The organism is Peribacillus simplex (assembly GCF_001578185.1).
GTDB lineage: Bacteria > Bacillota > Bacilli > Bacillales > DSM-1321 > Peribacillus > Peribacillus simplex_A.
Window position 1 is genome coordinate 934967 of sequence record NZ_CP011008.1, and the last position, 24161, is coordinate 959127.

General features: G+C 39.3%; 20 protein-coding genes, 1 tRNA gene and 1 pseudogene. 14 read left to right on the forward strand and 8 right to left on the reverse strand.

Features of this window, described 5'->3' with window-relative positions; translation table 11 throughout:
* Positions 1-183 precede the first annotated feature (183 nt).
* The 3 genes from UP17_RS04375 to UP17_RS04385 all read left to right on the forward strand — a co-directional run bounded on the left by UP17_RS04375 (position 184) and on the right by UP17_RS04385 (position 2958).
* The gene (locus UP17_RS04375) at positions 184-2115 is read left to right on the forward strand and encodes an FUSC family protein (protein ID WP_061461818.1); all 1932 of its coding nucleotides are present in this window, start codon (positions 184-186) and stop codon (positions 2113-2115) included.
* A gap of 170 nt (positions 2116-2285) precedes the next feature.
* Positions 2286-2699 (forward strand): YbjN domain-containing protein, encoded by a 414-nt coding sequence (locus UP17_RS04380; protein WP_061461819.1) that lies wholly within the window; start codon positions 2286-2288, stop codon positions 2697-2699.
* Between the two features lie 185 nt (positions 2700-2884).
* Positions 2885-2958 (forward strand) — tRNA-Gly (locus UP17_RS04385).
* Between the two features lie 593 nt (positions 2959-3551).
* On the opposite strand, the gene UP17_RS04390 is transcribed toward UP17_RS04385, so the two are convergent.
* On the reverse strand, positions 3552-4220 hold the full coding sequence (locus UP17_RS04390) for a B3/B4 domain-containing protein (RefSeq protein WP_061461820.1): 669 nt from the start codon (positions 4218-4220) through the stop codon (positions 3552-3554).
* A 105-nt stretch (positions 4221-4325) separates the two neighbouring features.
* Here UP17_RS04390 and queG point away from each other — a divergent pair, with 105 nt between their 5' ends.
* Positions 4326-5465 carry a tRNA epoxyqueuosine(34) reductase QueG gene (queG, locus tag UP17_RS04395; protein WP_061461821.1) on the forward strand — a complete coding sequence of 380 codons (1140 nt, stop codon included), beginning with the start codon at positions 4326-4328 and terminating at the stop codon, positions 5463-5465.
* Positions 5466-5918: 453 nt separating this feature from the next.
* Here the strand turns inward: queG and UP17_RS04400 are convergent, their stop codons facing one another.
* Complete coding sequence (locus tag UP17_RS04400; protein WP_061461822.1) at positions 5919-6611, reverse strand: DUF421 domain-containing protein; 693 nt, start codon at positions 6609-6611, stop codon at positions 5919-5921.
* 271 nt (positions 6612-6882) lie between these two features.
* Here UP17_RS04400 and UP17_RS04405 point away from each other — a divergent pair, with 271 nt between their 5' ends.
* The 4 genes and pseudogenes from UP17_RS04405 to UP17_RS04420 all read left to right on the forward strand — a co-directional run.
* Entirely contained in the window at positions 6883-7740 is an 858-nt protein-coding gene (locus tag UP17_RS04405) for an amidase domain-containing protein (protein WP_061461823.1), read from the forward strand.
* A gap of 67 nt (positions 7741-7807) precedes the next feature.
* The gene (trmL, locus tag UP17_RS04410; RefSeq protein ID WP_061461824.1) at positions 7808-8296 is read left to right on the forward strand and encodes a tRNA (uridine(34)/cytosine(34)/5-carboxymethylaminomethyluridine(34)-2'-O)-methyltransferase TrmL; all 489 of its coding nucleotides are present in this window, start codon (positions 7808-7810) and stop codon (positions 8294-8296) included.
* Between the two features lie 86 nt (positions 8297-8382).
* Positions 8383-9132 (forward strand): oxygen-insensitive NADPH nitroreductase, encoded by a 750-nt coding sequence (gene nfsA / locus UP17_RS04415; RefSeq protein WP_061461825.1) that lies wholly within the window; start codon positions 8383-8385, stop codon positions 9130-9132.
* A 266-nt stretch (positions 9133-9398) separates the two neighbouring features.
* Positions 9399-9866: pseudogene (locus tag UP17_RS04420) on the forward strand (FecCD family ABC transporter permease); the annotation flags it as partial.
* Between the two features lie 98 nt (positions 9867-9964).
* Here the strand turns inward: UP17_RS04420 and UP17_RS04425 are convergent.
* Both UP17_RS04425 and UP17_RS04430 read right to left on the reverse strand, forming a co-directional pair.
* Complete coding sequence (locus tag UP17_RS04425; protein ID WP_061461826.1) at positions 9965-10912, reverse strand: response regulator; 948 nt, start codon at positions 10910-10912, stop codon at positions 9965-9967.
* A gap of 4 nt (positions 10913-10916) precedes the next feature.
* Entirely contained in the window at positions 10917-12236 is a 1320-nt protein-coding gene (locus tag UP17_RS04430; RefSeq protein WP_284149580.1) for a sensor histidine kinase, read from the reverse strand.
* Positions 12237-12550: 314 nt separating this feature from the next.
* Between UP17_RS04430 and UP17_RS04435 the strand changes: the two genes are divergently transcribed.
* The 3 genes from UP17_RS04435 to UP17_RS04445 all read left to right on the forward strand — a co-directional run bounded on the left by UP17_RS04435 (position 12551) and on the right by UP17_RS04445 (position 17836).
* Positions 12551-13561, forward strand: coding sequence for a glutaminase (locus UP17_RS04435; protein WP_061465973.1), 1011 nt, complete (start codon positions 12551-12553; stop codon positions 13559-13561).
* 199 nt (positions 13562-13760) lie between these two features.
* Positions 13761-15395 carry a glutamate/serine transporter AimA gene (locus UP17_RS04440; RefSeq protein WP_061461827.1) on the forward strand — a complete coding sequence of 545 codons (1635 nt, stop codon included), beginning with the start codon at positions 13761-13763 and terminating at the stop codon, positions 15393-15395.
* A 545-nt stretch (positions 15396-15940) separates the two neighbouring features.
* Entirely contained in the window at positions 15941-17836 is a 1896-nt protein-coding gene (locus UP17_RS04445; protein WP_061461828.1) for a PrkA family serine protein kinase, read from the forward strand.
* Positions 17837-17990: 154 nt separating this feature from the next.
* On the opposite strand, the gene UP17_RS04450 is transcribed toward UP17_RS04445, so the two are convergent.
* The gene (locus UP17_RS04450) at positions 17991-18200 is read right to left on the reverse strand and encodes a hypothetical protein (RefSeq protein WP_061461829.1); all 210 of its coding nucleotides are present in this window, start codon (positions 18198-18200) and stop codon (positions 17991-17993) included.
* Positions 18201-18318: 118 nt separating this feature from the next.
* Here UP17_RS04450 and UP17_RS04455 point away from each other — a divergent pair, with 118 nt between their 5' ends.
* Together UP17_RS04455 and yhbH are read left to right on the forward strand one after the other, a co-directional pair.
* The gene (locus UP17_RS04455; protein ID WP_061461830.1) at positions 18319-18498 is read left to right on the forward strand and encodes a hypothetical protein; all 180 of its coding nucleotides are present in this window, start codon (positions 18319-18321) and stop codon (positions 18496-18498) included.
* Positions 18499-19010: 512 nt separating this feature from the next.
* Positions 19011-20180, forward strand: a complete 1170-nt coding sequence (gene yhbH, locus UP17_RS04460) for a sporulation protein YhbH (RefSeq protein WP_061461831.1) — start codon at positions 19011-19013, stop codon at positions 20178-20180.
* Between the two features lie 789 nt (positions 20181-20969).
* Here the strand turns inward: yhbH and UP17_RS04465 are convergent.
* The gene (locus UP17_RS04465; RefSeq protein WP_061461832.1) at positions 20970-22208 is read right to left on the reverse strand and encodes a CynX/NimT family MFS transporter; all 1239 of its coding nucleotides are present in this window, start codon (positions 22206-22208) and stop codon (positions 20970-20972) included.
* Positions 22209-22222: 14 nt separating this feature from the next.
* Complete coding sequence (locus tag UP17_RS04470; RefSeq protein ID WP_061461833.1) at positions 22223-22900, reverse strand: FadR/GntR family transcriptional regulator; 678 nt, start codon at positions 22898-22900, stop codon at positions 22223-22225.
* Positions 22901-23740: 840 nt separating this feature from the next.
* On the opposite strand from UP17_RS04470, the gene UP17_RS29165 reads away from it, so the two are divergent.
* Positions 23741-23902, forward strand: a complete 162-nt coding sequence (locus UP17_RS29165; protein WP_081108698.1) for a YjcZ family sporulation protein — start codon at positions 23741-23743, stop codon at positions 23900-23902.
* Between the two features lie 75 nt (positions 23903-23977).
* On the opposite strand, the gene UP17_RS27320 is transcribed toward UP17_RS29165, so the two are convergent.
* Positions 23978-24151, reverse strand: a complete 174-nt coding sequence (locus tag UP17_RS27320) for a hypothetical protein (protein ID WP_155727224.1) — start codon at positions 24149-24151, stop codon at positions 23978-23980.
* Between the last annotated feature and the right edge of the window lie 10 nt (positions 24152-24161).

The window sequence follows — 24161 nt, forward strand, 5'->3', positions numbered from 1 at the left end:
TGCGGGGTCTCCCCTGGACGCGCTTTTCCCGTAGGAGTCTCGCACACCCGTTCCAATCTACTTTGCTTTTACCTTTAGTGGTATCTTTTTATCCATATGAAGGATAATAATTATTAGAAGTCATCTTATCAGTAGCTTTCACTGCAGAGTTAATAGAATCATTAATGAAAGGATAAATTGAAAATGAGTGAAAATAAGCACCCTTCCGAATCTCTGAAATCAGATGCGATACATACGACATTTAAACAGGTTTTTGAAATAAAGAAGAATCCATTTCCTTGGATAAAAGCACTAAGCGCAGGCATAGCTGCTGCCTTACCTGTTTTCATTGGCTTATTATTCGGGAATTTAGCGTACGGTTTACTGGCAGGGATCGGAGGTTTCACTTATTTATACGTTTTTAACCAACCGTATCACCAAAGAACTATAAAGATTTTCTTTGTGATGGTGGGTCTTGCTTTATCTGTTGTATTAGGGACGCTTTTGGCTCCATACCAATTGGGAACAGCCATAATGATGGGGATCATCGGGGCAAGTGTTTTTTTTATATTTGGTGCATTAAAGATTACCGGTCCTTCGGCGGTATTCTTCGTCTTGAGCTTTGCGCTTGCGACAGGTATGCCCGTTGATCAAAGTCTGGCTCCGTTGCGTGGGGGCCTCGTTATAATGGGTGGTGCACTATCTTGGATAATCTGTATGTTAGGGTGGTTTTTCAACCCTCATGGACCAGAATCGCTTGCGGTGGAAAAGGTGTACAGAGAATTGGGGGCATTCTTTGATTCCATGGGAACCGAGAAATACAATAAAGCAAGACAGGGAACGGTAATGGCGATGAAACAGGCTGAAGATACACTGTTAGCCGGGTTTTCAAACAGGCGAAGCCCAGATGAGTTAAAGCGGTTGTTCCTACTGAATGAACATGCGAATGCCATATTCTTGGAGGCTCTGGAAATTTCCTTGAACAAAAATATCGTACTGCCGCCAGAATTAGGTCAATCCGTTCGTGCCCTTGCCGGTTCCATTGCATCTAAAACAAAGAATGAAAAAAAGATCCTTCAACCTGACCAAATGACTGAAAAGGTGGAAGAGTTATTCATGAAGATTTATAATGCAGATGCCATCATGAATGAACCTGTCCAGAAAATCGATCAAGCAGCAACCATCTCAAAGCCTTCTTTAAAAACAATTTTTCTTGGGGCGTTCGATAAGAATTCAATTGTCTTCCGCGCTTCCGTTCGATATGGAACAATCCTTACTATTGCTGCCATCATCGCATATTCCGCCGATTTTAACCGTTCGTACTGGATTCCCTTATCCTGTGCGGCCGTTATGTCGGGTTCGACCATCATCGCCACATTCCATCGAGCGGTTCAAAGGACTTTCGGGACGGTCATCGGACTCCTGCTAGCAAGTTTAATTCTAGCAGCCGTTCATAACGAGTTCATTATCGTTCTGATCATTTTATGTTTGACATTCATTACAGAGCTTTTCATCGTTCGGAATTATGGATTAGCGGCGATGTTTTTTACTCCTTCAGCATTAATCATGGCGGAATATTCAACTCAAATCTATGATTTCAGTTTTTTTGCAACAGTAAGGATAACAGATATCGTCGTTGGAAGCATGATAGGTCTTATTGGGTCGCTGTTACTCGGAAGTCGTTCGGCATCCAGTCTTCTCAATCATTTGACAGCCAAAACGATTCGAAGCCAGGGACAGTTATTATTGATGGCGTTCTCTGAAAAAGATAATGACTTTGCAATTGATGAAAGAGGCGAAAGGAACAAAATGCAAACAAATATGGTGAATCTATTAACGGTTTACAATGGATCCCTTGGTGAGATATTCAAAAACAAGGCTAGACTGGAATCTCTTTGGCCCGTTATATTTTCGATAGAACAGTTGGGCTATTATCTAAATGCCAGCTTGAAATCCTATGAACGGCCAGTCCTTTCAGAGCGGGAGCTCGCTCAATTGCTGTATGTTTTCGAAACCATGGCGATAGCGGCAGATAAAGGTCGATCATATACTAATAAAGAAGTGCCTGAAATTGAAGGATACTCAAAAGTCCGCCAGGAAATTTTGGACCTTCAAGAAGCACTTCAGTTTTGCTGAGAAACAACTGGCTAATTAATCTATTAAGGGAGTTCATATTTGACTCCCATTCATTTAATGAGTGTTTCATGCCTCTGTTAATAGGGTAAAATTGGAAGGATTATAGAAAAGTCTGTAAAAATGCCAGTTTTCATTATAAAATGTACTTACAAACAGAAAGGTGATGAACCATGTCAAACGTTGCTGAATTTCGTGATTTTTTAACTAGTGAGAAAATCTATATGAATGAGTTGAATGAAGATGGAACCACCTTTTTTAGAGCTGAGCAAAAGTTAAAGGACGGGTGGAAGGTCCTTTTAGTATTTGCATTCAATCAAGATGAAAATGTGGCGGACTTATTTTGCTTTAATGTCGCCGAGTTGAAGAATCCTGAAAAGAAACAGGATGTTCATACACTGTTGAATGAATATAATGCTAATTTTAGGTACTCCAAGCTTTATGAAGAAAATGGGACCATTTCCATTCGGTATTCATACTCCATTGAGGGGGATATCGTACCGGATCTTGCGTTCAGGAAGTTAATCATGCTGCTTGAAACGGCACAGCAAGTTTATCCGCGGTTAATGGAAGTCATTTGGTCTTAAATCATTATATAGGATGAAAAAGTTCTCTGAAACAGGGGGCTTTTTAACATCTTTACTAGAGTGAATGAATACATTAACGTTACAATACATTAATTAATAATTTTTTTAAAAGAACTATTGCATTTTTTTAGATTAAACTATATAATTAATTTTGTTGGTAATTCGACAAAGTTCTACAAGGACATGCGGGTGTAGTTTAGTGGTAAAACCTCAGCCTTCCAAGCTGATGATGAGGGTTCGATTCCCTTCACCCGCTCCAATACATACTCATAACGTAGGGTTTCGTTACCTGGAGAACGAAGCTTTGCGTTTAAATATTATTACAAGAATTCTACTGTTTACAGTGGGATTTTTTTATTGTCCAAATTACCTGCATTTTATGGGGGCGGAAATTCGGGAAAGGGTTGAATGAGCTGAAGGTTAATCTGATTATCATTTTTATTCTATCAGAGAGATGACAATACGAACTTATGGCATTCATATCGTAATTAAAACCGGAGTTTTATATTAGCTGCCATGTATTTTATCCCGATAAAAAGCGTTAATCAAAGCTATTCAGCATTAGGGGATAACAAAATAAGTTCATTTTTGGATGAATGCCTAAACAGCAGTTCTGGGGTTTTAGTAAAAACAGTGAACCGGTTAGGTTTATGATGACGGGTGTTATTTAACTTCTCAGGTGGATGGGGTTATCAGAATCATTAAATCATACGGTGGCCGGGACGCATATCAAGTTATTATCCAAAGCTGAAGGGATGGATCGATGGGAATAAAATTTACTTTAAAGGTTTGGAAAGTTTACGAAAAGACCCCTTCCGATTGTGGAAAGGGTTTATTTCCGTTCATTTTTGATTAGCCTTCTACAATCGAGTAAGTCCCTTCACCACCGTGGATTTCAAGGAACATGTCCATCAAGGATTTTGTTAGCTGATGTGCTTCTGTGATTGGAGTATTAGGTTGTAAATAAATGATTTGGATGGCTTTTTTTGTTTCTTCGGTGACTTTCGTGCGTTCTGAATCAACGTATGGGCTTCCGAATGCGCCCTCATGATCGGCTGATGTAATCATATTTTCCATGGAATTCAAGCGGCCGTTCAAACCGTCATAACCATCCGTTCCCTCGCCAATCTTAATCAAGATGTCTCCTGATACCTTTTCCGCATCATAAATGCCGATCGGAACTTCATATAATAGGGAGAAGAAGTTATTCAAATCTATCGCTGAATGGATGGGTGTCAAGTAATTCTGTTTTTTTACGCGGCGGTACAGGGCTTCAACGGATGGGCGATACCGTGACGGGTTGGTCCCTGCAGCCTTGAAAGTCTCTCGCCACACTTTAATGCCGGAAAAGTCGGTCAATTCCTTTTCTTCAAGGTCGAAGAAAAGAGCTTCCTGAAATAGTTGAAGTCTCCCTTTCACCATTTGCGGGGAGGGACCTATTTCGATGTTTTCATATGTAATGATCCCAACTTTGAATTGGGGGATTTTACTGCTAAGATTAGCTGATACGGTAATTTCCAAGCGTTTCACCTCCAAAAATGATTGCAATTAGTTTATCATAGATAGCAATGGTTTGAAATGGATACAAGCTTCGACCGGAATACTGAATGAACGTAGGTGATTAATATGGATATGAATGCATTCAAGCAAGAAGTGATTTTATATAGTAAAGAGATCGGCATCGATAAAATCGGTTTTACATCGGCCACGGCTTTTGCCGAATTGAAAGCTCGCCTGATACGTCAACAGGAACTGGATTATCAGTCAGGGTTTGAAGAAGGCGATATAGAAAAAAGGGTCAGGCCTGAATTGATATTCGAAAAACCGCAATCCATCATTTCGATTGCACTTGCTTATCCGTCAAAATTGAAGGATGCTCCGCAAAGCACAAAAGGTGAGCGGCGAGGGATCTTTTGCCGGGCTTCTTGGGGAACGGATTATCATACCGTTCTTCGTAATAAATTGCAGTTACTTGAGGGTTTCATTAAAGATAAAGTGCCAGGGGCAGTGGTGAAGTCAATGGTAGATACGGGCGAATTGTCAGATAGGGCAGTGGCTGAGCGTGCAGGAATTGGCTGGAGTGCAAAAAACAGTATGATCATCACTCCGGAATTCGGGTCTTTTGTATACTTGGGAGACATGATTACCAACCTGCCATTTGAACCGGATCAACCGATGGAAGATCAATGCGGGACATGCAATAAATGTGTCGATGTTTGCCCGACAGGTGCGCTCGTTCAGGGTGGCCAGCTAAATTCTAAGCGTTGTATTGCATTCTTAACCCAGACAAAGGGTTTCCTGCCGGATGAGTTCAGGACGAAAATAGGCAATCGTTTGTATGGGTGTGATACATGCCAGACCGTTTGTCCGAAAAACAAAGGAATGGATTTTCATTTTCATGAAGAAATGGAACCTGACCCCGAGTTAGCGAAACCGCTGCTGAAACCTCTGCTTACGATTTCAAACCGGGACTTCAAGGAGACATACGGCCATGTATCTGGCTCTTGGCGCGGTAAAAAACCAATCCAAAGAAATGCCATTTTAGCATTGGCCCACTTCAAAGACGAAACGGCATTGCCCGAACTGATCCAGGTCATGAAGGATGATCCGCGGCCCGTCATACGGGGAACGGCGGCCTGGGCGGTTGGGAAAATTGGCCGGGGGCAGTCCGTTTCCGTTCTGGAAGAAGCACGAATGAAGGAAACGGATGAAGAGGTACTGGCGGAAATTGAAAAGGGACTGCAGTTTACCTTGGAAACAAAATGATATTTAAGATGTAGTGGCTGTCCCAAAAGTCGTAAATGACTTTTGGGACAGCTTCTTTCTCTTTTTTTCTAGTTATAGACATTACCACTAAAGTTAACCGAATAGCTCCCAATTTGTAACCACTAAGTAGTAGTCTTTTGTAGAAAATACATTATTGAACAGAGGATAAAATCAGTACCGACACATCCCTGTGATAAGATTGTTGTTATACGGGTATATTTGTTACGGCATCTACCAATTCATACTTAAGATGAGCTGCAGACCACTTCTTTCGGACACTTGCCATTCTGAATAACTAGTTGCTACTCTATTCCTTATGGTAAAATATTTGTTTATATATAACCTGCGGGTACCTAAAAAGGAGAGCTTATTGGACTGATAATAATCAGCAAATCCTTAGCTCTAAAAGCATAACTGTCCAAATTTAAATGACTTGAGTTCTCCCTTTTCCTCTTAACGTGGAGGAAGCTGGTCATCTTGTCTTTTATCTATATACAAAGTGCCATCACTTTGTATTTCAGCATAAAAGACATCTTGCAGGCATACACCAAACTGCTGTAATTGCGTTTCCAACCAGCTTTGGTTTAAACTCAGTTTACTTAAATTATGAGGAACGATTTTTCCATCCACAATAATTTCTGTAGGTATGTATAATGGTTTCACATAAGTAATATCCTTTTTGGAAACACTCGGGCTATCCACTTTTTTTAAGACAGACAATTGACCATTTGGTTCTAAAACGGCATAGTTTACCTCTTGTATGGAGAATATGCTTTGTTCTCGCAATAGCATGCTAAGGTCATCCATGTTCAATTTTTCCCCTTTCAACGCTTTCTCTAGGATTTTTCCATCTTTGATTACAATTGTAGGTTCGCCGTCAAGTATTATACGAGCTTTTGGAGATTTTAAATTAATGAAGCCTACAAGAATAGTGAGTACGGACCAACCGATTAAACTAACGAAGGCGTCGACCATATCAATACTTGTATCAATTGTGATGGAAGCAGCCACCGCGCCGATAGTGATACCTGTAATATAGTTAAAGTAAGTCATCTGACTCACTTGCTTTTTTCCCATAATTCGAGTCATCAATAGTAAAACCACAAAAGCAGCGACTACCCTACTTAACACTTCAATAAAGCTCAAAATTTCCGTCTCCAATCTGGTCTAATCAGGTTAGAAAATCGTGTATTCATTCTTATATTTTCCCCAATATTACTTTGATTATAATTCAGGATAAAAAAAGCCATACTGTAATCGATCTATACGGAAAGGCTTCACACGTGACTTTAAAATTTATGAATGTGAGGGTTGTTTGGATTGCCCTTTAAAATCAGGCGGGAGGAAATCGTCAGGTGCATTTTAATCCCCTTCGAACATACACATTAGCATAGATGGTAAGAAGGAGGGCATGAACTTGAGGGAACAATTGCAACGCCTTTTACAAGAAAGAGTGGAGTTTTATACTTCCGATAATCAGGAACGGAGTGAAAGGAAATTACATCTGAAAAAGGAATTGATGAGGAACCGTGCAGCGGAAATTGTTCGGGTGAATGCAGCAGGAAAGGTCCATTCGAAGAGAAAGGAAGACATGGATACAGTCCTGACTTATCAAGTGCACCTGCAATATTTATTGAAAAAGGAGGATTCATTTTATATTGAAGAAGAAATGGAAGAAAGGGAAGCTCGATTTCGAAATGGGTATATAGTGGATGAATGTGAGCTGGTTCCCAGCTTTGAAACGGAAGAGGTACAGCCAAAATGTGATCCCGGTACAAATCGTCTTTCATATAAGTATGAGCGGATGAAGGCCGTCCAATATGCCGAGCGTTGGTGGAATGAATTCAATCCAAGGTATCATAAATTCACTGATGATTGTACGAACTTCATTTCACAATGTCTACATGCGGGAGGAATTCCGATGTGGGGGGCGCCAAACAAAAGCAAGGGCTGGTGGATAAGAGGAAAAAGCTGGAGTTACACTTGGACGACGGCACATTCTTTATATCATCTGCTAAAATCCGGGAATGCCATCAGGACAAAGCAGGTGGAGACGGCAGAGGAATTGAATTTGGGTGATATCCTTTGTATAGATTTTGAAGGGGACGGACGGTTTGATCATAACTTGATTGTAACCGCGAAGGATCAGGATGGGATGCCGCTTGTGAATGCCCATACGATGAATAGCCGTCACCGGTATTGGACGTATGAGGATTCGACTAGATATACACCGAACATCGTTTATAAATTCTTTGTGATTTTGGATGGAGGGTGATTGGTTTTTAGTCTTTTTTGTTTAATGCTATAATTAAGGTGAAGTTCAAACTAGAGGTGAATATGAAGTGTCAATACATGTAGTTTTATATCAACCACAGATTCCAGCAAATACAGGCAATATTGCAAGAACGTGTGCAGGGACGGATACGTCTTTACATCTCATTCGCCCGCTCGGTTTCTCAACGGATGACAAACAGCTCAAACGGGCTGGGCTCGATTACTGGGAGAATGTAAAGATCCATTATTATGATTCGTTAGAAGAGTTTTACGAAAAGAATGCCGGCGGTGAATTTTATTACTTAACGAAATTCGGCGAGCAGCCGCATTCCAGCTTCAATTACAGTGATCAAGACAGTGAGATATACTTCATTTTTGGCCGTGAAACGACGGGTCTCCCGAAAGAGCTGATCCAAGAAAATATGGATCGGTGCCTTCGGATTCCAATGACGGATAAAGTACGTTCCCTTAATCTGTCGAACACGGCTGCCATCTTGATTTATGAAGCATTGAGACAGCAAAATTACCGTGAATTGGATTTGAAAACAAAAGGTTGAGTGTCATCACTGGCTTACTGTCATCGGGGGAATTACAGCCCCGATGATGGATTTTTCACTTTACATATTCAATAGGGGTGAGAGCTTTGAATAAAATAATTGAGAAGATTTTAGATCACCGTTCCATTCGTTCTTTTGAGGACAAGCCATTGTCTGAGGAGCAAATCAATACGATTGTGGAATGCGCCCAGGCTGCATCGACTTCAAGTTATATTCAAGCGTATTCAATCATAGGGATAACCGAACCGGAAAAGAAAGCCAAGCTTGCTGAACTTGCCGGACCACAATCCTATGTAGAGAAGAATGGACATCTATTCGTCTTTTGCGCCGATTTATATCGTCAGGATATGGTTTCCGAAATGGAAAACATGGACCTGACTGAATCGATTGAAAGTACGGAGAAATTCATGGTTGCCTGTATTGACGCTGCTCTGGCGGCTCAAAATGCAGCATTGGCCGCAGAATCGATGGAACTTGGCATTTGCTATATCGGCGGGATACGCAATAATCTCCCGGAAGTGTCTGAGGTTTTGAATATACCGCACCGGGTTATTCCATTATTCGCTTTAGTGGTTGGATATCCGAAAAACCGTTCGGATAAAAAGCCCCGTTTGCCGAAGTCCAATATCTATCATGAAAATGGATATCAGGAGGATAAGCAGGAGTTCATCGGACAACTTGAAGAGTACAATGAAACGATTTCCAGTTATTACGAACGCCGGACTAAAGGTAAACGAAAAGACACCTGGACCGAGCAAATGGCTGGCATGCTTGGAAAGAAAAGCAGGCTGTACATGAAAGATTACGTGGAGAAGCAAGGATTTAAGAAACATTGATTGATGACTTAAGGGACATCTTTCAAAATCCTGAGCATGAGCCAAACAGTGAAGATCCCGGAAATATTTCCGGGATCTTCACTGTTTCCATTTATCAATTGGTAAAACTTTTCAGGCAAAAGATCTAAAAGGTTGTCTTCTTATATACCCATGAACTAACTATTGACAATATATTTAGATAGAATTATAGTATTAAATTAGTGGTAATGATAATCATTTTCAATTGAGTCTTAACTTACCTATTTTTCAGTAAATGGAGGTTAAAAAAAGTCGATTTCATTGCAAAATGGTTGGCGGGAAATATATGGGGTACGGATTGGCCCTTCATTTGGGCTATTCTTCCATGGTTAATCATCCTCATTCCATTCACTTTATATAAAGCAAATCGTTTGAATCTGCTTGGTTTAAGTGAACCAATCGCAATTGGAGTGGGTGTATCGATTGAAAAGGAACGGATCGTATTGCTAATCACAGCTGTCGCACTGGCTGCGGCTGCCGTTTCTGTTACAGGCGGAATTGCATTCATTGGACTCATGGCCCCCCATATAGCAAAATCTTTGGTGGGATCTCGAAATCAATTATTCATTCCAGTTGCCATTTTACTCGGTGGATGGCTATTGTTGCTTGCCGATACGATAGGACGTAATATTGTTGAACCTGAGGGGATTCCTGCAGGTATCATGGTAGCAATGATCGGTGCTCCGTATTTCATGTATTTATTGTTGAAGAAGTGAGATCATTGCTAAAATCCCTTGAAATCTTTCAGGGGATTTTACGCTTTTTTCACTTCCTTTTGTGTAATCAAACAAAATTCCATTGTTATTTATGGAATTTATCTATATCTATTTATTTCCTCTGGATTCAATCGTTTCGCTTCGAAAAAAAACACTTGAATGAATTTTTTTGTATTTACCCGGGTAGGAGTAAGGACAATCGTTGAATCCTTTTGCAGTTCTTTCATCTTTTGGCGAACGACTGTGAAATCAAAAAATTTGGAAGCGTAATTTTCAAACTTTGGATTTGAAAAATCCGTTAAACCGAGCGAAGCAAAATGATTTAACGAATGGTTGATCGTTCTGCGTATTCGCTGTTCGGCAGCTTTCATTTCTCGATTAATATCAACTTGCCCAGCTGATGTTCCGAGCTTTTTTTTTGTAATTTCTTCAAAGATATCTTTAAGAGTCGGGAAATGCTGTTCAAAAGTAAATGTCCGTTCATACATGAATAAATACTGAAGCATTTCAATTAAATCCTTTGCCCCATTTTCTCCCACAACCCCTAATTCCGATAATAAAAATTCGCCCACCTCTTTTATGCTTTTTTCATTAAAATTATTTGATTTATCAGCCTTTGGCTGTTCAAAATTCAATACACTATTTAAAGAGGCTTGGATATTAGTGATCGATCTTTCTAAATGAATACGTTCCATGACCTTTCGGATAACTGTTAATATTTCAATGCGATTAATTGGTTTAGTAATATAATAATCGATTCCGAGTGAGTATGCCTCACCAATCAGCTCTTTTGATTCAACCTGTGAAATCATTATTATTTTTCCATTAAATGTACTTTTTATATGACGAAGTGTCTCAATGCCATCCCGGATGGGCATTAATAAATCAATAAATAAAATATCAATTTGTTTTAAATTCAAAATATGTCCTTCTAATTGACTGCCATCTTCCGCTTCCTCTACCACTTCTCCTAAATCTTCGTTCTCTATAATTTGGCTTAAGTTCGAACGTATAGCACAATCATCATCTGTTATAAAAAAACGCATGAAATCATCCTTTCTGTATCAACTTATGGATTGGTAACTTTATAGAAAAAACAGCGCCGTCAATCTTACTCTCTAATAGGATATCCCCTCCCAGTTCTTTCACAACTTCTTTAACATATGAGAGTCCAATCCCTGTTGAAGGGGTCCCGAAATGATCATATTTTGAAGTGAATCCAGGTTTAAATATAACGGTCTGATATTTTTTAGGGATCCCAGGTCCATTATCAGCAACTTTAAATTCTACATTATCGCAAAGTTCACTCAAACTTAAACTAATGATTCCCTTTTCTTTAATTGCCTCCACTGCATTAGCGACTAAATTATTGAAAAGAGATAATACGGTATATACATGATAATGTGAATCGGTGTTTCCATCTAAAGAGTATTCAAATTGAATATCCTTTCCAAGTGATAAGGCATATTTTTCATTAATTCGGATAATTAATCGAATAAGTTCAGCAGCTTCCATATAATCCTTAAAACTCTCATTAGAAATCAATTTAGAGAGACCAGCAAAAATTCGTTGATTATCTTTCTTAACTTCGTGCATTTCACCCGCAATGCGCAAGGCTCTTTGACTATATTGCTGTGTAAGAACATGGGGTTGCTTTTCCCGTTTTTCCCGTTCTTTTAAATCGCGATACAAATCATACGATTCCTTTGTTATATTCTCTGCATTTTTTAATGTTTTTCTTAAATGAATCGTTTCCTCATATAAATTGGAAATGAGCATCAGCATGTGTTCATTTTGTTTTCTGATTTGCCTTTCTCTTGATTGTGCCTCATAAAGTTTCATCATATTAAAAAAGCTTAAAACGATAAAACTGTGTCCGAATGCGATCACGATCATCTCATTTAATGAACCTAACGTAATTGTTGTTTCTAATACAAAATATTGAATGATTAATTCTGCAGTGTCGGATAATATTTCGATAATGAGGCCAATAAATCCAATAATCAAAGACCGGTTTTGAAAGCGGTTGATTTTCACTAAAGAAAAAAGAAAGGAATAGGTGAAATAAAAGAAAAAACTGGGATACTGTTCTTGAAACGTGGACGCCCAGTGAAAATTATCATTTGTGAAAAAGTCTATTAGGATACGAAATAACACAACCATCGTTCCTGTCAAGGCACCCGATAAAATAGCAGGTGTTTTCTGTAATAATAGTAAAAAAAAGAAAAGTGCAGGCGGACCAAAACTTATCCGAAACGTTTCATTTAAAGGATAAAAACTCAATTCACCAGCTAATGGGACTGTTAACAACATCAGAGCAAGGATATTGACCTCTTTTTTCATTAACGTACCGAGATTCAAGGCGTTCACCTCCCAATTGTTTAAAAAATCAGTATACAGTTTCAGCGGCTTCAATACAATGCTTACTTTGCTTAATAGAACGTATTAGTAAAAATACGGAAAAAACAATCTTTTTTTCTATCCACAAAAATAGTATCAAAACATGTGAAAAGAATCACGTTTTTGATTTTAAAGGATTTTTATTTTTTAGATTTTGTAGGTTTTTGTAAGATTATGTAGTTCCCGTTTTAAAATTCAAGGTAGGTAAAAACTTTTGAAAGCGCTTAACAATATTTAGAATATTCATTATGTTTTCATCTAATCCATTAAAGTTAAGCACAACAATGAAGAGGTGGAAGAAAGTGGTTGGAGAATTAACAAAAGATTATAACATTCATGTTAATAATCAAAAGCAAGCCTGCTTGGATGAATGGGTAGCAAATTACAAACCCTATGCTACTGAAGGACAAACCGCCAATTATATACCTGCGTTGAGGAATACACACTTATCGCAGTTAGGTATTTGCATACTAGAGCCAGGTGGAAACATGATAAAGTCAGGAGATTGGGAAGTCCCTTTCACGTTACAAAGTATTTCAAAAGTGGTCAGCTTTATAGCCGCATGCTTGGGTTGCGGCATTTCTTATGTGTTGGATAGGGTAGATGTGGAACCAACTGGGGATGCTTTCAATTCAATCATTCGTTTAGAAATGCATAAGCCAGGAAAACCGTTTAATCCTATGATTAATGCTGGGGCGATTACTGTAGCTTCGCTTCTGCCAGGGGAGTCTTCACAAAAAAAATTGGAATTTCTCCTTGCATTATTTGAAAATTTGTTAGGGAAGCGCCCAATCATCAATGAGGAAGTATTTCAATCTGAGATGTTAACCGCTCATAGAAATAGAGCTTTAGCACATTATTTAAAAGAGATGAATTATTTAGAATCTGATGTAGAGGAGGCTTTAGAGGTTTACCTGAAGCAATGTTCCATAGAAGTGACTGCAGAAGACATAGCCCTGATTGGATTGATCCTCGCACTAGATGGTTACCATCCTATACGTCAAGAACAAGTTCTCCCTAAAAAAGTGGCTAAACTAGCCAAAGCGTTAATGCTTACTTGTGGAATGTACAATGCTTCGGGGAAATTTGCGGCTTTTGTTGGGGTGCCAGCCAAAAGTGGAGTATCGGGTGGAATTATGGCATCAGTTCCTCCAAGTGCCAGAAGCGGAATGCCCTTCAAAGGTGGATGTGGTATTGGTATTTATGGGCCGGCAATTGATGAATATGGGAATAGCGTGACAGGTAGTATGCTATTGAAACATATGGCAGAAGAATGGGATCTAAGCATTTTCTAAAAAAGCAGAAAATATTTGTTCTCATAAAGGGGACAACCTTAAGATATTCCAATCAAAAAGTTAGGCGCTTAATAAGAGGTGATCTGAATACAGCAATTACATTAAGATTTATTTGGGCGTACACTAGCACAAATCATAAATCCAGTTACTTTAAACGTTATTTAAAGGAATGAATTTTTGGAAAGCATGGTGATGACATATGAATTTACAGCGAAAGATGGGAACGTTCTCATTAACGATGGTAGGACTCGGGTCTATTATTGGATCAGGTTGGTTATTTGGAGCTTGGAGAGCGGCACAAATCGCAGGACCAGCTGCCATTATCTCTTGGATTATAGGAATGGTGGTAATATTATTTATTGCACTTTCTTACAGTGAATTAGGGGCAATGTTTCCTGAAGCTGGGGGAATGGTAAAATATACGCAGTACTCTCATGGTTCGTTCATCGGGTTTCTTGCAGGTTGGGCAAACTGGATTGCAATTGTTTCCGTAATTCCAGTTGAAGCGATTGCTTCAGTCCAATATATGAGCTCATGGCCATGGGAATGGGCGAAGTGGACACATGGTTTAGTGGAAAATGGAAGGCTTACAGGGGGAGGCTTGGCAATTGCCTCTGGATTACTTATCGTCTACTTTTTATTAAATTACTGGACAGTTAGTTTGTTTTCAAAAGCTAACTCATTTATTACAGTCTTTAAGGTTATTATACCTGGACTTACGATTGGATCACTTTTATTTGCTGGTTTTCATGCATCCAATTTTACGTCAGCAGGAAGTATGGCACCTAATGGTTGGGCAAGTGTGCTTACTGCAGTAGCGACTTCTGGAATAATCTTTGCGTTTAACGGTTTTCAAAGTCCGATTAATATGGCGGGTGAGGCAAAGAATCCTGGACGCTCGATCCCAATTGCAGTGATTGGCTCCATTTTAATTGCAACGGTTATCTATGTTTTATTACAGATTGCGTTTATTGGAGCAGTTGATCCGTCCATGATTGTGAACGGATGGCATCATTTGAATTTCAATTCACCGTTTGCTGACTTAGCAATTGTTTTAGGCATAAACTGGTTAGTCATTTTACTATACGCCGATGCTTTTATTTCCCCTTCCGGGACAGGAATAACATACACGGCGACAACATCACGAATGATTTATGGAATGGAAAAGAATAAATATTTACCAAGCGTGTTTGGAAATCTTCATCCTCTTTATGGTATCCCGCGTCAAGCCATGTTTTTAAATCTAGGTGTATCTTTCCTGTTTTTATTCATGTTTAGGGGCTGGGGAGTACTAGCAGAGGTAATTTCGGTTGCCACTTTAGTCTCTTATATTACAGGTCCAGTTACTGTTATGACGTTAAGACGCACAGGTAAGGACTTGTACAGACCATTACGTCTAAAAGGATTAAGCATCATTGCGCCACTTGGCTTTGTTTTTGCTTCTTTGGTTCTTTATTGGGCAAGATGGCCACTGACAGGTCAAGTATTATTTATCATAATGATTGGTCTTCCCGTTTATTTCTATTATCAAGCAAAAATAAACTGGAAGGGATTCCGTCAAAACTTTTCGGCAGGACTTTGGATGGTTGTTTACTTAATCTGTATGATGGCTATTTCATATTTAGGCAGTGAAAAGTTTGGTGGACTTAACGTAATTCCATTTGGTTGGGATATGGCCCTCATTACATGTTTATCACTGGTGTTTTATAGATGGGCAATAAAGAGTGGATTCCAAACAGAATATTTGGAACAAGGAAAGAAAGTAAACGACGACTTGAGATCATTGGAGAACGACAATACCAAATCTCAAACGGAAAAAAAGAACGCTGTTTAAAATATGAAGACCCTTCATTGATTTCATGCTTGCATGGAATCAATGAAGGGTTTATTAATTTATTTTAAAAGTAAGAAATCCTTCCGGGGTTCGAAAGGACTTTTTTCTATTTATATGGATGGGTGTGCAAAGAAAGGGGACAGCAAATTTAATTTGCTGTCCCCTTTTTTGGAATGTAAGAAAGGCCTTAATATTTTCTTTATTTGACACCCGGTTTATCTTCATAACCAGCAGTAAAGATAGCGGCTAAAAATGTAATAGCAACTGCAACGATAATAATTGTGCCCATAATGTGACCTCCCTTTACCCATATTGTCCCACTTAAGTATAGGCTTAGTATACCCTAATTTTTAGCAGTAGTGTACACTATTTTTCTTGTCAGCCGATTTGTCATCAATTGTTCAATGATGAAGCCTTTTTCGATATATGGAGCGTGCAGGAGGTTTCTAAACAATGCCCGGACACTTTTTAAAGTCTGACATGTTTGTCAGACTTAGAGCATAGATTTAAGTATTCTCTGAAAGTGACAGGGGGAGGTTCCTTAAATGGATATTTTAAAGAAAATCGAAAAATTTAGAGAAGATGAACAGAAGCTGAAGTGGGAAGGCACCTTCGCAGAGTACTTAGAAATTTTGAAAGAAACGCCATTAGTTGCTCAATCTGCTCATTCACGTGTATACAACATGATCAGAGATGCAGGGATAGAGGAAGTAAATGGGTCAAAGAAATACAATTTTTTCAGCGGTCAGTTGTTTGGGCTTGAAGATTCACTGGAAAGGCTCATCGAGGAATATTTCCATCCGGCGGCAAAGCGGCTGGATGTCCGTAAGCGGATTTTGCTTCTCATGGGTCCGGTCTCAGGAGGAAAGTCTACACTCGTTTCTTTACTGAAGCGTGGACTTGAAAATTATTCATTAAAGGATTCTGGTGCCATTTACGCAATAAAAGGATGCCCGATGCATGAAGATCCACTGCATCTCATTCCGCAGTATTTACGGGGTGATTTTTATGAGGAATACGGCATCAGGATTGAAGGAAACCTATCGCCGCTGAATGTAATGAGGTTAGAACAGGAGTATGGAAGCAGGATTGAAGATGTGATGGTCGAGCGTATTTTCCTTTCAGAGGATAAGCGTGTTGGAATTGGAACATTCAGTCCTTCTGATCCTAAGTCACAGGATATTGCTGATTTGACGGGCAGCATCGATTTTTCGACGATTGCCGAATATGGTTCTGAATCGGATCCGCGTGCCTATCGCTTTGATGGCGAACTGAACAAGGCAAACCGCGGGATGATGGAATTCCAGGAGATGCTTAAATGTGATGAGAAGTTCTTATGGCATTTGCTTTCATTGACACAAGAGGGGAATTTTAAGGCAGGGCGTTTTGCATTGATCAGTGCAGATGAACTTATCGTGGCCCATACGAATGAAACGGAATATAAAGCTTTCATTTCCAACAAGAAAAATGAGGCATTGCATTCGCGGATCATCGTCATGCCTATTCCGTATAATCTGAAGGTTACCGAGGAAGAAAAGATTTATGAAAAAATGATTCATGAAAGTGATGTCTCAGATGTTCATATTGCCCCGCATACATTACGGGTGGCGGCAATCTTCAGCATCATGACCCGCTTGAAGGATCCCAAAAAGGGCGATATAGATTTACTGAAAAAGATGAGGCTGTATGATGGGGAAAATGTGGAAGGCTTTAATTCCGCAGACATCAATGAATTGAAGAAAGAATATCAGGACGAAGGCATGAGCGGAATCGATCCACGTTACGTGATTAACCGAATTTCCTCTACGATCATTCGTAAGGAAAATCCGTCCATCAATGCATTGGATGTACTTATGTCATTAAAAGCAGGTCTTGATCAGCATCCGTCCATTACGAACGAACTTCGGGAGCGGTATTTGAATTTCATTTCCCTTGCACGTAAAGAATATGATGCCATTGCAAAAAATGAAGTGCAAAAGGCATTTGTCTATTCATATGAAGAGTCTGCGAAAATCCTCATGGATAATTATCTGGACAATGTCGAAGCATACTGCAATAAATCAAGGCTGCGCGATCCTTTGACAGGGGAAGAAATTAATCCGGATGAAAAATTGATGCGCTCGATTGAAGAGCAAATTGGAATTTCCGAGAATGCAAAAAAAGCATTCCGCGAAGAAATATTGATTCGTATCTCTGCATATGCCCGTAAAGGAAAGCGATTCGATTATAATTCACATGATCGTTTACGGGAAGCAATCCAGAAGAAGCTATTCGCGGATTTGAAGGATGTCGTCAAGATCACTACTTCAACGAAAACACCAGACGAAAGGCAACTGAAGAAGGTGAACGAAGTCATTACGAGACTTATCGATGAGCACGGTTATAATTCCACTTCGGCCAATGATTTGCTGCGCTATGTGGGCAGCTTGTTAAATCGGTAAATGCATGCTTTCTTGCCCCTGCCCCCTATTGGGTAGGGGTTTATATCCTTTTTTAGGAAAGGTAAAGTATTTGTTAAAGGTGACAGGGTATCGGATATTTAAAAATCAAAAAAATTACCGGGCCCTACTAGGGGGAGCCCGGCACTTTGGATTCCTATTTGGTTACATTCAAGCCATACTGTTCAATAAGTGTGATAAGTTGGTCGGGGGAAAGTTCGTCTTCGCTATGATCGATTTTAATTTCCCCATCATCAACATCGATGATCGCACGTTCCACGCCTTCCGTTTTTAAAAGTATGGACTCTAGATTTAGAATCGGACCTTCTGACGTTGCTTCTTTTACATAAAGCGTAGTTGTTTGCATACTTCTTACACCTCCTTTGGTTTGCTCATAATGTCTTATCTATACCCCATCTTCCCATTGGATATGTTACGTTTTGGATTTGGAAATATTGGGTATCAATAAGTGGAGGTGATAGCAAATGAGTAAAGAAGAATTGAAAAGAGAACATGTTCCGGAAAACAGCTCCATGGCTAAGGATTATGAAGAGATGAAAGAACTTGGGAAGCAGATGGAAAATCAAAGGACGAATGAAGAATTGAAAGAGCGGGACAAAAGCCCAGGTACAGTGCAACATGAAATTGAGGAAGATAAAGTTTGACGAATATCACAACCAGAATCATTCTATCTGTGTAAAAGGGTGTCCAGAAAATTACTGGAGCACCCTTTTGTTGTGGTTTATTGCTATTTTTTGATATGTATTTGCATGTCTCTGCTTTTAGATTTTGTACCCGGCTAACATCAAAAAGATATTTTAAGTTACCTTATAAAAATCTAATCCGATAAATGAAGCCTGCTGAAAAACGAACAGGACTGATAAGTCTGTTCGTTTTCTAGATAAATACTTATTTTGCAGTACATTAGAAAAAAATATTTAAAGGGTCCCTATGTCCATGTCATGACTTGTCTAGTTCGTAGGCAAACGTCCATTATTGAATTTTGTGGTAAATTATCCTGCACCGCTGCATAAGATAGAGTAATACTTTTCTTTTAATCCGTTTTTTCGCATAGTATTTTTCATTGGGACACCGGAATGATGTGGGCTTTCCCACACTAATTTATTATATGAAGGAATGATGAAAAGCGTGCAAACATTTTTAAGGGGGGAAGAGAATGTCGGAAGAGAATAATCAACAATATGTTATCTCACAGGAAAATTGGTCCCTCCATCGGAAAGGCTATGATGATCAACAACGTCATCAGGAAAAGGTGCAGGAAGCGATCAAGAATAATTTGCCTGATCTAATTTCAGAAGAAAGCATCATAATGTCTAATGGCCGGGATGTTATCAAGATTCCCATTCGCTCCTTGGATGAATACAAAATTCGTTATAACTATGATAAAAACAAACATGTAGGGCAAGGCGATGGAGACAGTAAAGTGGGGGATGTGGTTGCAAGGGATGGCTCACCGTCCGATGCCGGGGCCGGTAAGGGCCAAGGTGCAGGTGATAAGGCCGGTGAGGATTATTATGAAGCCGAAGTGTCGATGCTGGAATTGGAGGAAGCCCTGTTCAGCCAATTGGAACTGCCTAATCTCCAGAAGAAAGAACAGGCGGAGCACACGCTTGAACATATCGAATTCAACGATATCCGCAAGACAGGCTTAATGGGAAATATCGATAAAAAGAAAACGATGATCTCGGCTTTCAAACGGAACGCTTTAAGCGGGGACCCAGGGTTTCACCCTATTTATAAGGAAGACTTTAAATTCAAAACCTGGAATGAGATCCAGAAACCTGATTCCAAAGCAGTCGTGCTGGCAATGATGGATACTTCTGGTAGTATGGGGTTGTGGGAAAAATATATGGCTCGAAGCTTTTTCTTTTGGATGAACCGTTTCTTGCGGACAAAATATGAAACGGTTGAAATCGAGTTCATTGCCCATCATACTGAAGCGAAAGTGGTTCCGGAAGAGGATTTTTTTTCAAAAGGGGAAAGCGGCGGTACGATTTGTTCGTCCGTATACCGAAAAGCATTAGAACTTATTGATCATAAATATGACCCTGCGAAGTTCAATATCTATCCGTTTCATTTTTCCGACGGTGATAACCTCACATCAGATAACGTTCGATGCGTTAAGCTTGTTGAAGAACTCATGAAGGTTTCCAATATGTTCGGGTATGGGGAAGTCAATCAATACAATCGTCATTCTACATTGATGACAGCCTATAAGAATATCGAAAATGAAAAATTCAGGTATTATATCCTTAAGCAAAAGGCAGATGTTTTCCACGCAATGAAGAGCTTTTTTAAAGACGAGGAAAGTAAGAAGTATGCATAAAAAAGAGAACGCGGAGATGGCGATTTTCAAGTCATTATAATTGTAGGCTAAAAAAGGCGTGCGATTCACATTGTACGTCTTTTTTCATTTTGCAGATTCAGGAATTACATACGAAAAGGCTATTGCTCAACAAGAGCAATGGCTCAGATAAAAAGGGTTCGGAATTAAAACATTCCGAACCCCTTTTGAAATTGAATTTTGCTCAATATTAAGGAATTGTGTCTTTACGGGCCCACTATGTTAGGCCATTTTTTGACCTTCCCATGTCCAATTGGCCATCTTCTTTACATTCATGGCAGCGAAAGTGCATCACCTGCATGGACAATTTTTTAAGTCCCCTTTAAGTAGTCCAACGCACCATGCTATTCTTTTTTCATCTGCGAAAACACGCTCAATCGTTTCTTTACTTTTCGCATAGATAGGTTTTTACATCTTGATGATGACTCAGATGACCTGCTTCTATCATATAATCGTGCCCAATATGACGTGTCACTACTTTTTGATATCTTTACTTTCGGTACACTTTGATAAAAATGACATGTCACACAAATGTGTTTTGGTGATTTGTACTGGCGATAGCCCTCTTTCAAATTGTACAAGCCATAAAAAAACAGTAGGCAAACTTGATTTTAATCGAGTTTGTCCACTGTCTAGGCCATTGCTCAACAGGAGCAATGGCTTTTTTCAAATACACTAAACTTATATCATTCGTTTCGTTAATTCGACAACACGTTGTTCTAACGCTTTCACAGATTCTTTATCATGTAAGTATGGTCTTTTTTACAAAATTCATGAGAGACTTTCATTTGTAGTTACATATTCATTTTTTCCTGCACGCATTCCAACAATGAAAATAAGTGCCGAAATAACGACCAACATAAATAAGGGAATTGTCCAGCTATGTGTAACGTCATGAAGCAATCCGAATAATACCGGTCCGATGGCAGCTAAGAGGTAACCGAATGATTGAGCCATTCCTGATAATTCCGTCGCTTCATGGGTACTTTGTGTTCGAAGACTAAAGAACATCATGGATAAACTGAAAATGGTTCCGACGCCAATTCCGATCAATATCATGCATACTGGTATGAATATAGTGCTTCCGTATAATATGCCGAATATCCCTGCAATAAGGAAGGTGACAGGTGGGACCACTAGCAGGCGCTGACTTTGTAAGCGTCCAGCTAAAATTGGCACAATGAATGTTATGGGAATGACGGCAAGCTGCATAATGGATAGCATCCAGCCAGCCTCATCAGCATTCAGGCCTTTTTGCTCCAGGATTTCCGGCATCCAGGTAATTACTGTATAGAAGATAAACGATTGCAACCCCATGAAAAAAGTAATCTGCCAGGCTAATCCAGAACGCCATAAGTTAATGTTTTTAACCTTTTGAGCCGTTTGTATATCCTTACCTGACTTGAATGGCCGTCTTAATTGCGGCATCCAAAAGAAAACCGTAATAAGGGATAAAATTCCCCAGCATCCAAGGGCACCAGCCCAACCCAAACCCGATGATGTAGCAATGGGAATGCTGATCCCGGAACCTATTGCGCCACATAAATTCATGGAAACTGCATATGTCCCTGTCATTAAACCGATATTCCTAGCAAAGTTATGTTTTATCAGACTGGGTAACAATACATTGCCCATTGCGATGGCCAACCCGATTAAAATGGTCCCAATGAACAATGTCAATACGCCGCCAACAGAGCGTATCCCAATCCCGATCGTTAATAATATCAGGGAAAGGAAAAGGGTGAGCTCCATTCCAAACCGCCGTGCTATCCTAGGCGCAAATGGTGATAATAATGCGAAAGAAAGCAAAGGCAATGTCGTTAAGGAACCTGATAGTGTATTGGAAATTCCTAAATTATCCCGGATCGAAGTGACAAGGGGACCAACAGATGTTAAGGGAGCCCGCAGATTGGCACCAAGAAGAATGATCCCGATGATGAGAAGTCCTAACCTGGGTTTAATATCCATTTTTGTTTGTTCTAGTTGATTTGCCGCTTGATGAATGCTCATAATCTCCTCCGTACTTACTCTAAAGACTTTTTGAATTGTGCAATGTATTCATTCACTGTTTCGATTGCCCGGTTTACATCTTGCTCGATGATTGCATCTACAAGGTTGCAATGGATGTTCAGATGAAGGTTCGCATCAGAACTCATCTCGACTATCTGATGGATGGAATCATGGAGGGAGTCTTCCATATGTTCGTACAAATCAATCAATAAATCATTATGTGATGAACCCATAATCGATTTATGCAACTGGATATCCGCTTCTTCGTAAGCCTTGATATCCTTTGCCTTTGCCGCATTACTGCAGGCTGTTATATGAAGCCGTAATCTTTCTATATCTCCCTGGTTACGTCTCAGTGCCGCTAACTGAGCTCCCTCTCTTTCAAGGGCATGACGGACCTCTAACGTTTCTAATAAACTTGACTGCTGGATCCTTCTTTGAAATGCCGCCCCCAAGGCACTTGAGGACTTTACAAATGTTCCCTTTCCTTGTTTCGTCACTAAAAGACCTGCATAAACAAGTGATCGTACAGCTTCTCTTAATGTATTTCTGCTTACATCGAATTGTTGGATCAAATCCATTTCAGGAGGAATCTTATTTCCAATTTCCCATTCACCTGATTCGATTAACGATTCGATTTGGGAAACCACTTGCTCTACAAGGGATAAGCGATTTGTTTTAGATATGGACAATATATACACCTCGAATTTGTAGGATGATTGGTTCATTGGTTATTTTAACATATGTATGTTTAATATATAACAAGAATGTTGTTGCATACGAGTATTTTGTAAAATCAAATTTCAATTTCCCATAAGAATTTTTAGAAAAGAAAAAATCCCTGAAAAATTCAGGGATTATCCTTATTTCTTTTTTTGTTTGACAATAAAAGAAATAAGGATAAGTATTGCTAAGGTGACAAGACATACAGTAGTTCCGATTATATTTTACTTATTGAAGATAAATGCAAAAAAGATAAAGCTTAAAGATGTGATAGCTAATATAGTTGTATATGGGTGCCATTTTACCCGGAAACCCCGTTTGTCGGTATATTGTTTACGCAGCTTCAATTGCACCGAACAAATACTAAGGAAAGGGATGGCCATAAGGTAGCTTAATATCAGATCTGGGGTCTAATAGGATAAATACACACACCACCAAATATACATGATGTAGTTAATAGTATTCCATTAAATGGGATGCCCTTTTGGGTTGTTCTTAGAAATGCCATAGGGGTTCTTTATTATCTAAAAGTATTTGAATTTTATGAAATAAGTTAAGGAAAGTAGTATAATAAGTGATTTTTTAAGAGTGGAATGAAAAAATTATGTGGGCAATTTTATTTAAAATAATCGGAGGTTTTTGGAAAAGCCGATTTTGCATCCACTCCGAAAAAAATACATATTAACAAGAGACGAGAGTTAAAAAAATTATCTTAAAACGCATTTTCACTGTCATTTTGTTTGGTAGTGAATAAGATGATGTAACCAGTTCAGGTCCTTCTATAAAAACGAATAAGGAGATGTTCATATATGTCAGATTGTGGTTGTGATGGCGGTTTTGGATTTGGCGGAGGTTTCGCCTTTATAGTCGTTTTATTTATCCTTTTAGTGATTGTGGGAGCTAGCCTTTGCGGCGGAGCTGGATTTGGCGGCGGGTGCGCCCAGGGTTACGGTTATGGAACATACTGCTGAATAACAAAAAACCGACCTTGATAGGTCGGTTTTTCTATAACATATAAGGTTTAGAGCAGGAAATGGCTAATGGGACTACTCGTTCTCATATAAAAAGGGGAGAGGAAGCGGCTGTTGGTCTTCGGATTCTTGTACCGGATCAATTTCCCTTATAAATTCTAAATAACCGGTATATACTTGCGAGGCCATCCCTAAATATTGTAATTCAGTGTGGATGATACCCATCTTTGGTGAATGGTGCATATACATTTTTCATCCC

Bases quoted from the DNA above. Each gene is read 5' to 3' on its own strand.
- UP17_RS04375 (WP_061461818.1), top strand. From the start codon at position 184: ATGAGTGAAAATAAGCACCCTTCCGAATCTCTGAAATCAGATGCGATA.
- UP17_RS04380 (WP_061461819.1), top strand. From the start codon at position 2,286: ATGTCAAACGTTGCTGAATTTCGTGATTTTTTAACTAGTGAGAAAATC.
- queG (WP_061461821.1), top strand. From the start codon at position 4,326: ATGGATATGAATGCATTCAAGCAAGAAGTGATTTTATATAGTAAAGAG.
- UP17_RS04425 (WP_061461826.1), bottom strand. From the start codon at position 10,912: ATGCGTTTTTTTATAACAGATGATGATTGTGCTATACGTTCGAACTTA.
- UP17_RS04435 (WP_061465973.1), top strand. From the start codon at position 12,551: ATGAAGAGGTGGAAGAAAGTGGTTGGAGAATTAACAAAAGATTATAAC.
- UP17_RS04440 (WP_061461827.1), top strand. From the start codon at position 13,761: ATGAATTTACAGCGAAAGATGGGAACGTTCTCATTAACGATGGTAGGA.
- UP17_RS04445 (WP_061461828.1), top strand. From the start codon at position 15,941: ATGGATATTTTAAAGAAAATCGAAAAATTTAGAGAAGATGAACAGAAG.
- UP17_RS04450 (WP_061461829.1), bottom strand. From the start codon at position 18,200: ATGCAAACAACTACGCTTTATGTAAAAGAAGCAACGTCAGAAGGTCCG.
- UP17_RS04455 (WP_061461830.1), top strand. From the start codon at position 18,319: ATGAGTAAAGAAGAATTGAAAAGAGAACATGTTCCGGAAAACAGCTCC.
- yhbH (WP_061461831.1), top strand. From the start codon at position 19,011: ATGTCGGAAGAGAATAATCAACAATATGTTATCTCACAGGAAAATTGG.
- UP17_RS04465 (WP_061461832.1), bottom strand. From the start codon at position 22,208: ATGAGCATTCATCAAGCGGCAAATCAACTAGAACAAACAAAAATGGAT.
- UP17_RS29165 (WP_081108698.1), top strand. From the start codon at position 23,741: ATGTCAGATTGTGGTTGTGATGGCGGTTTTGGATTTGGCGGAGGTTTC.
- UP17_RS27320 (WP_155727224.1), bottom strand. From the start codon at position 24,151: ATGTATATGCACCATTCACCAAAGATGGGTATCATCCACACTGAATTA.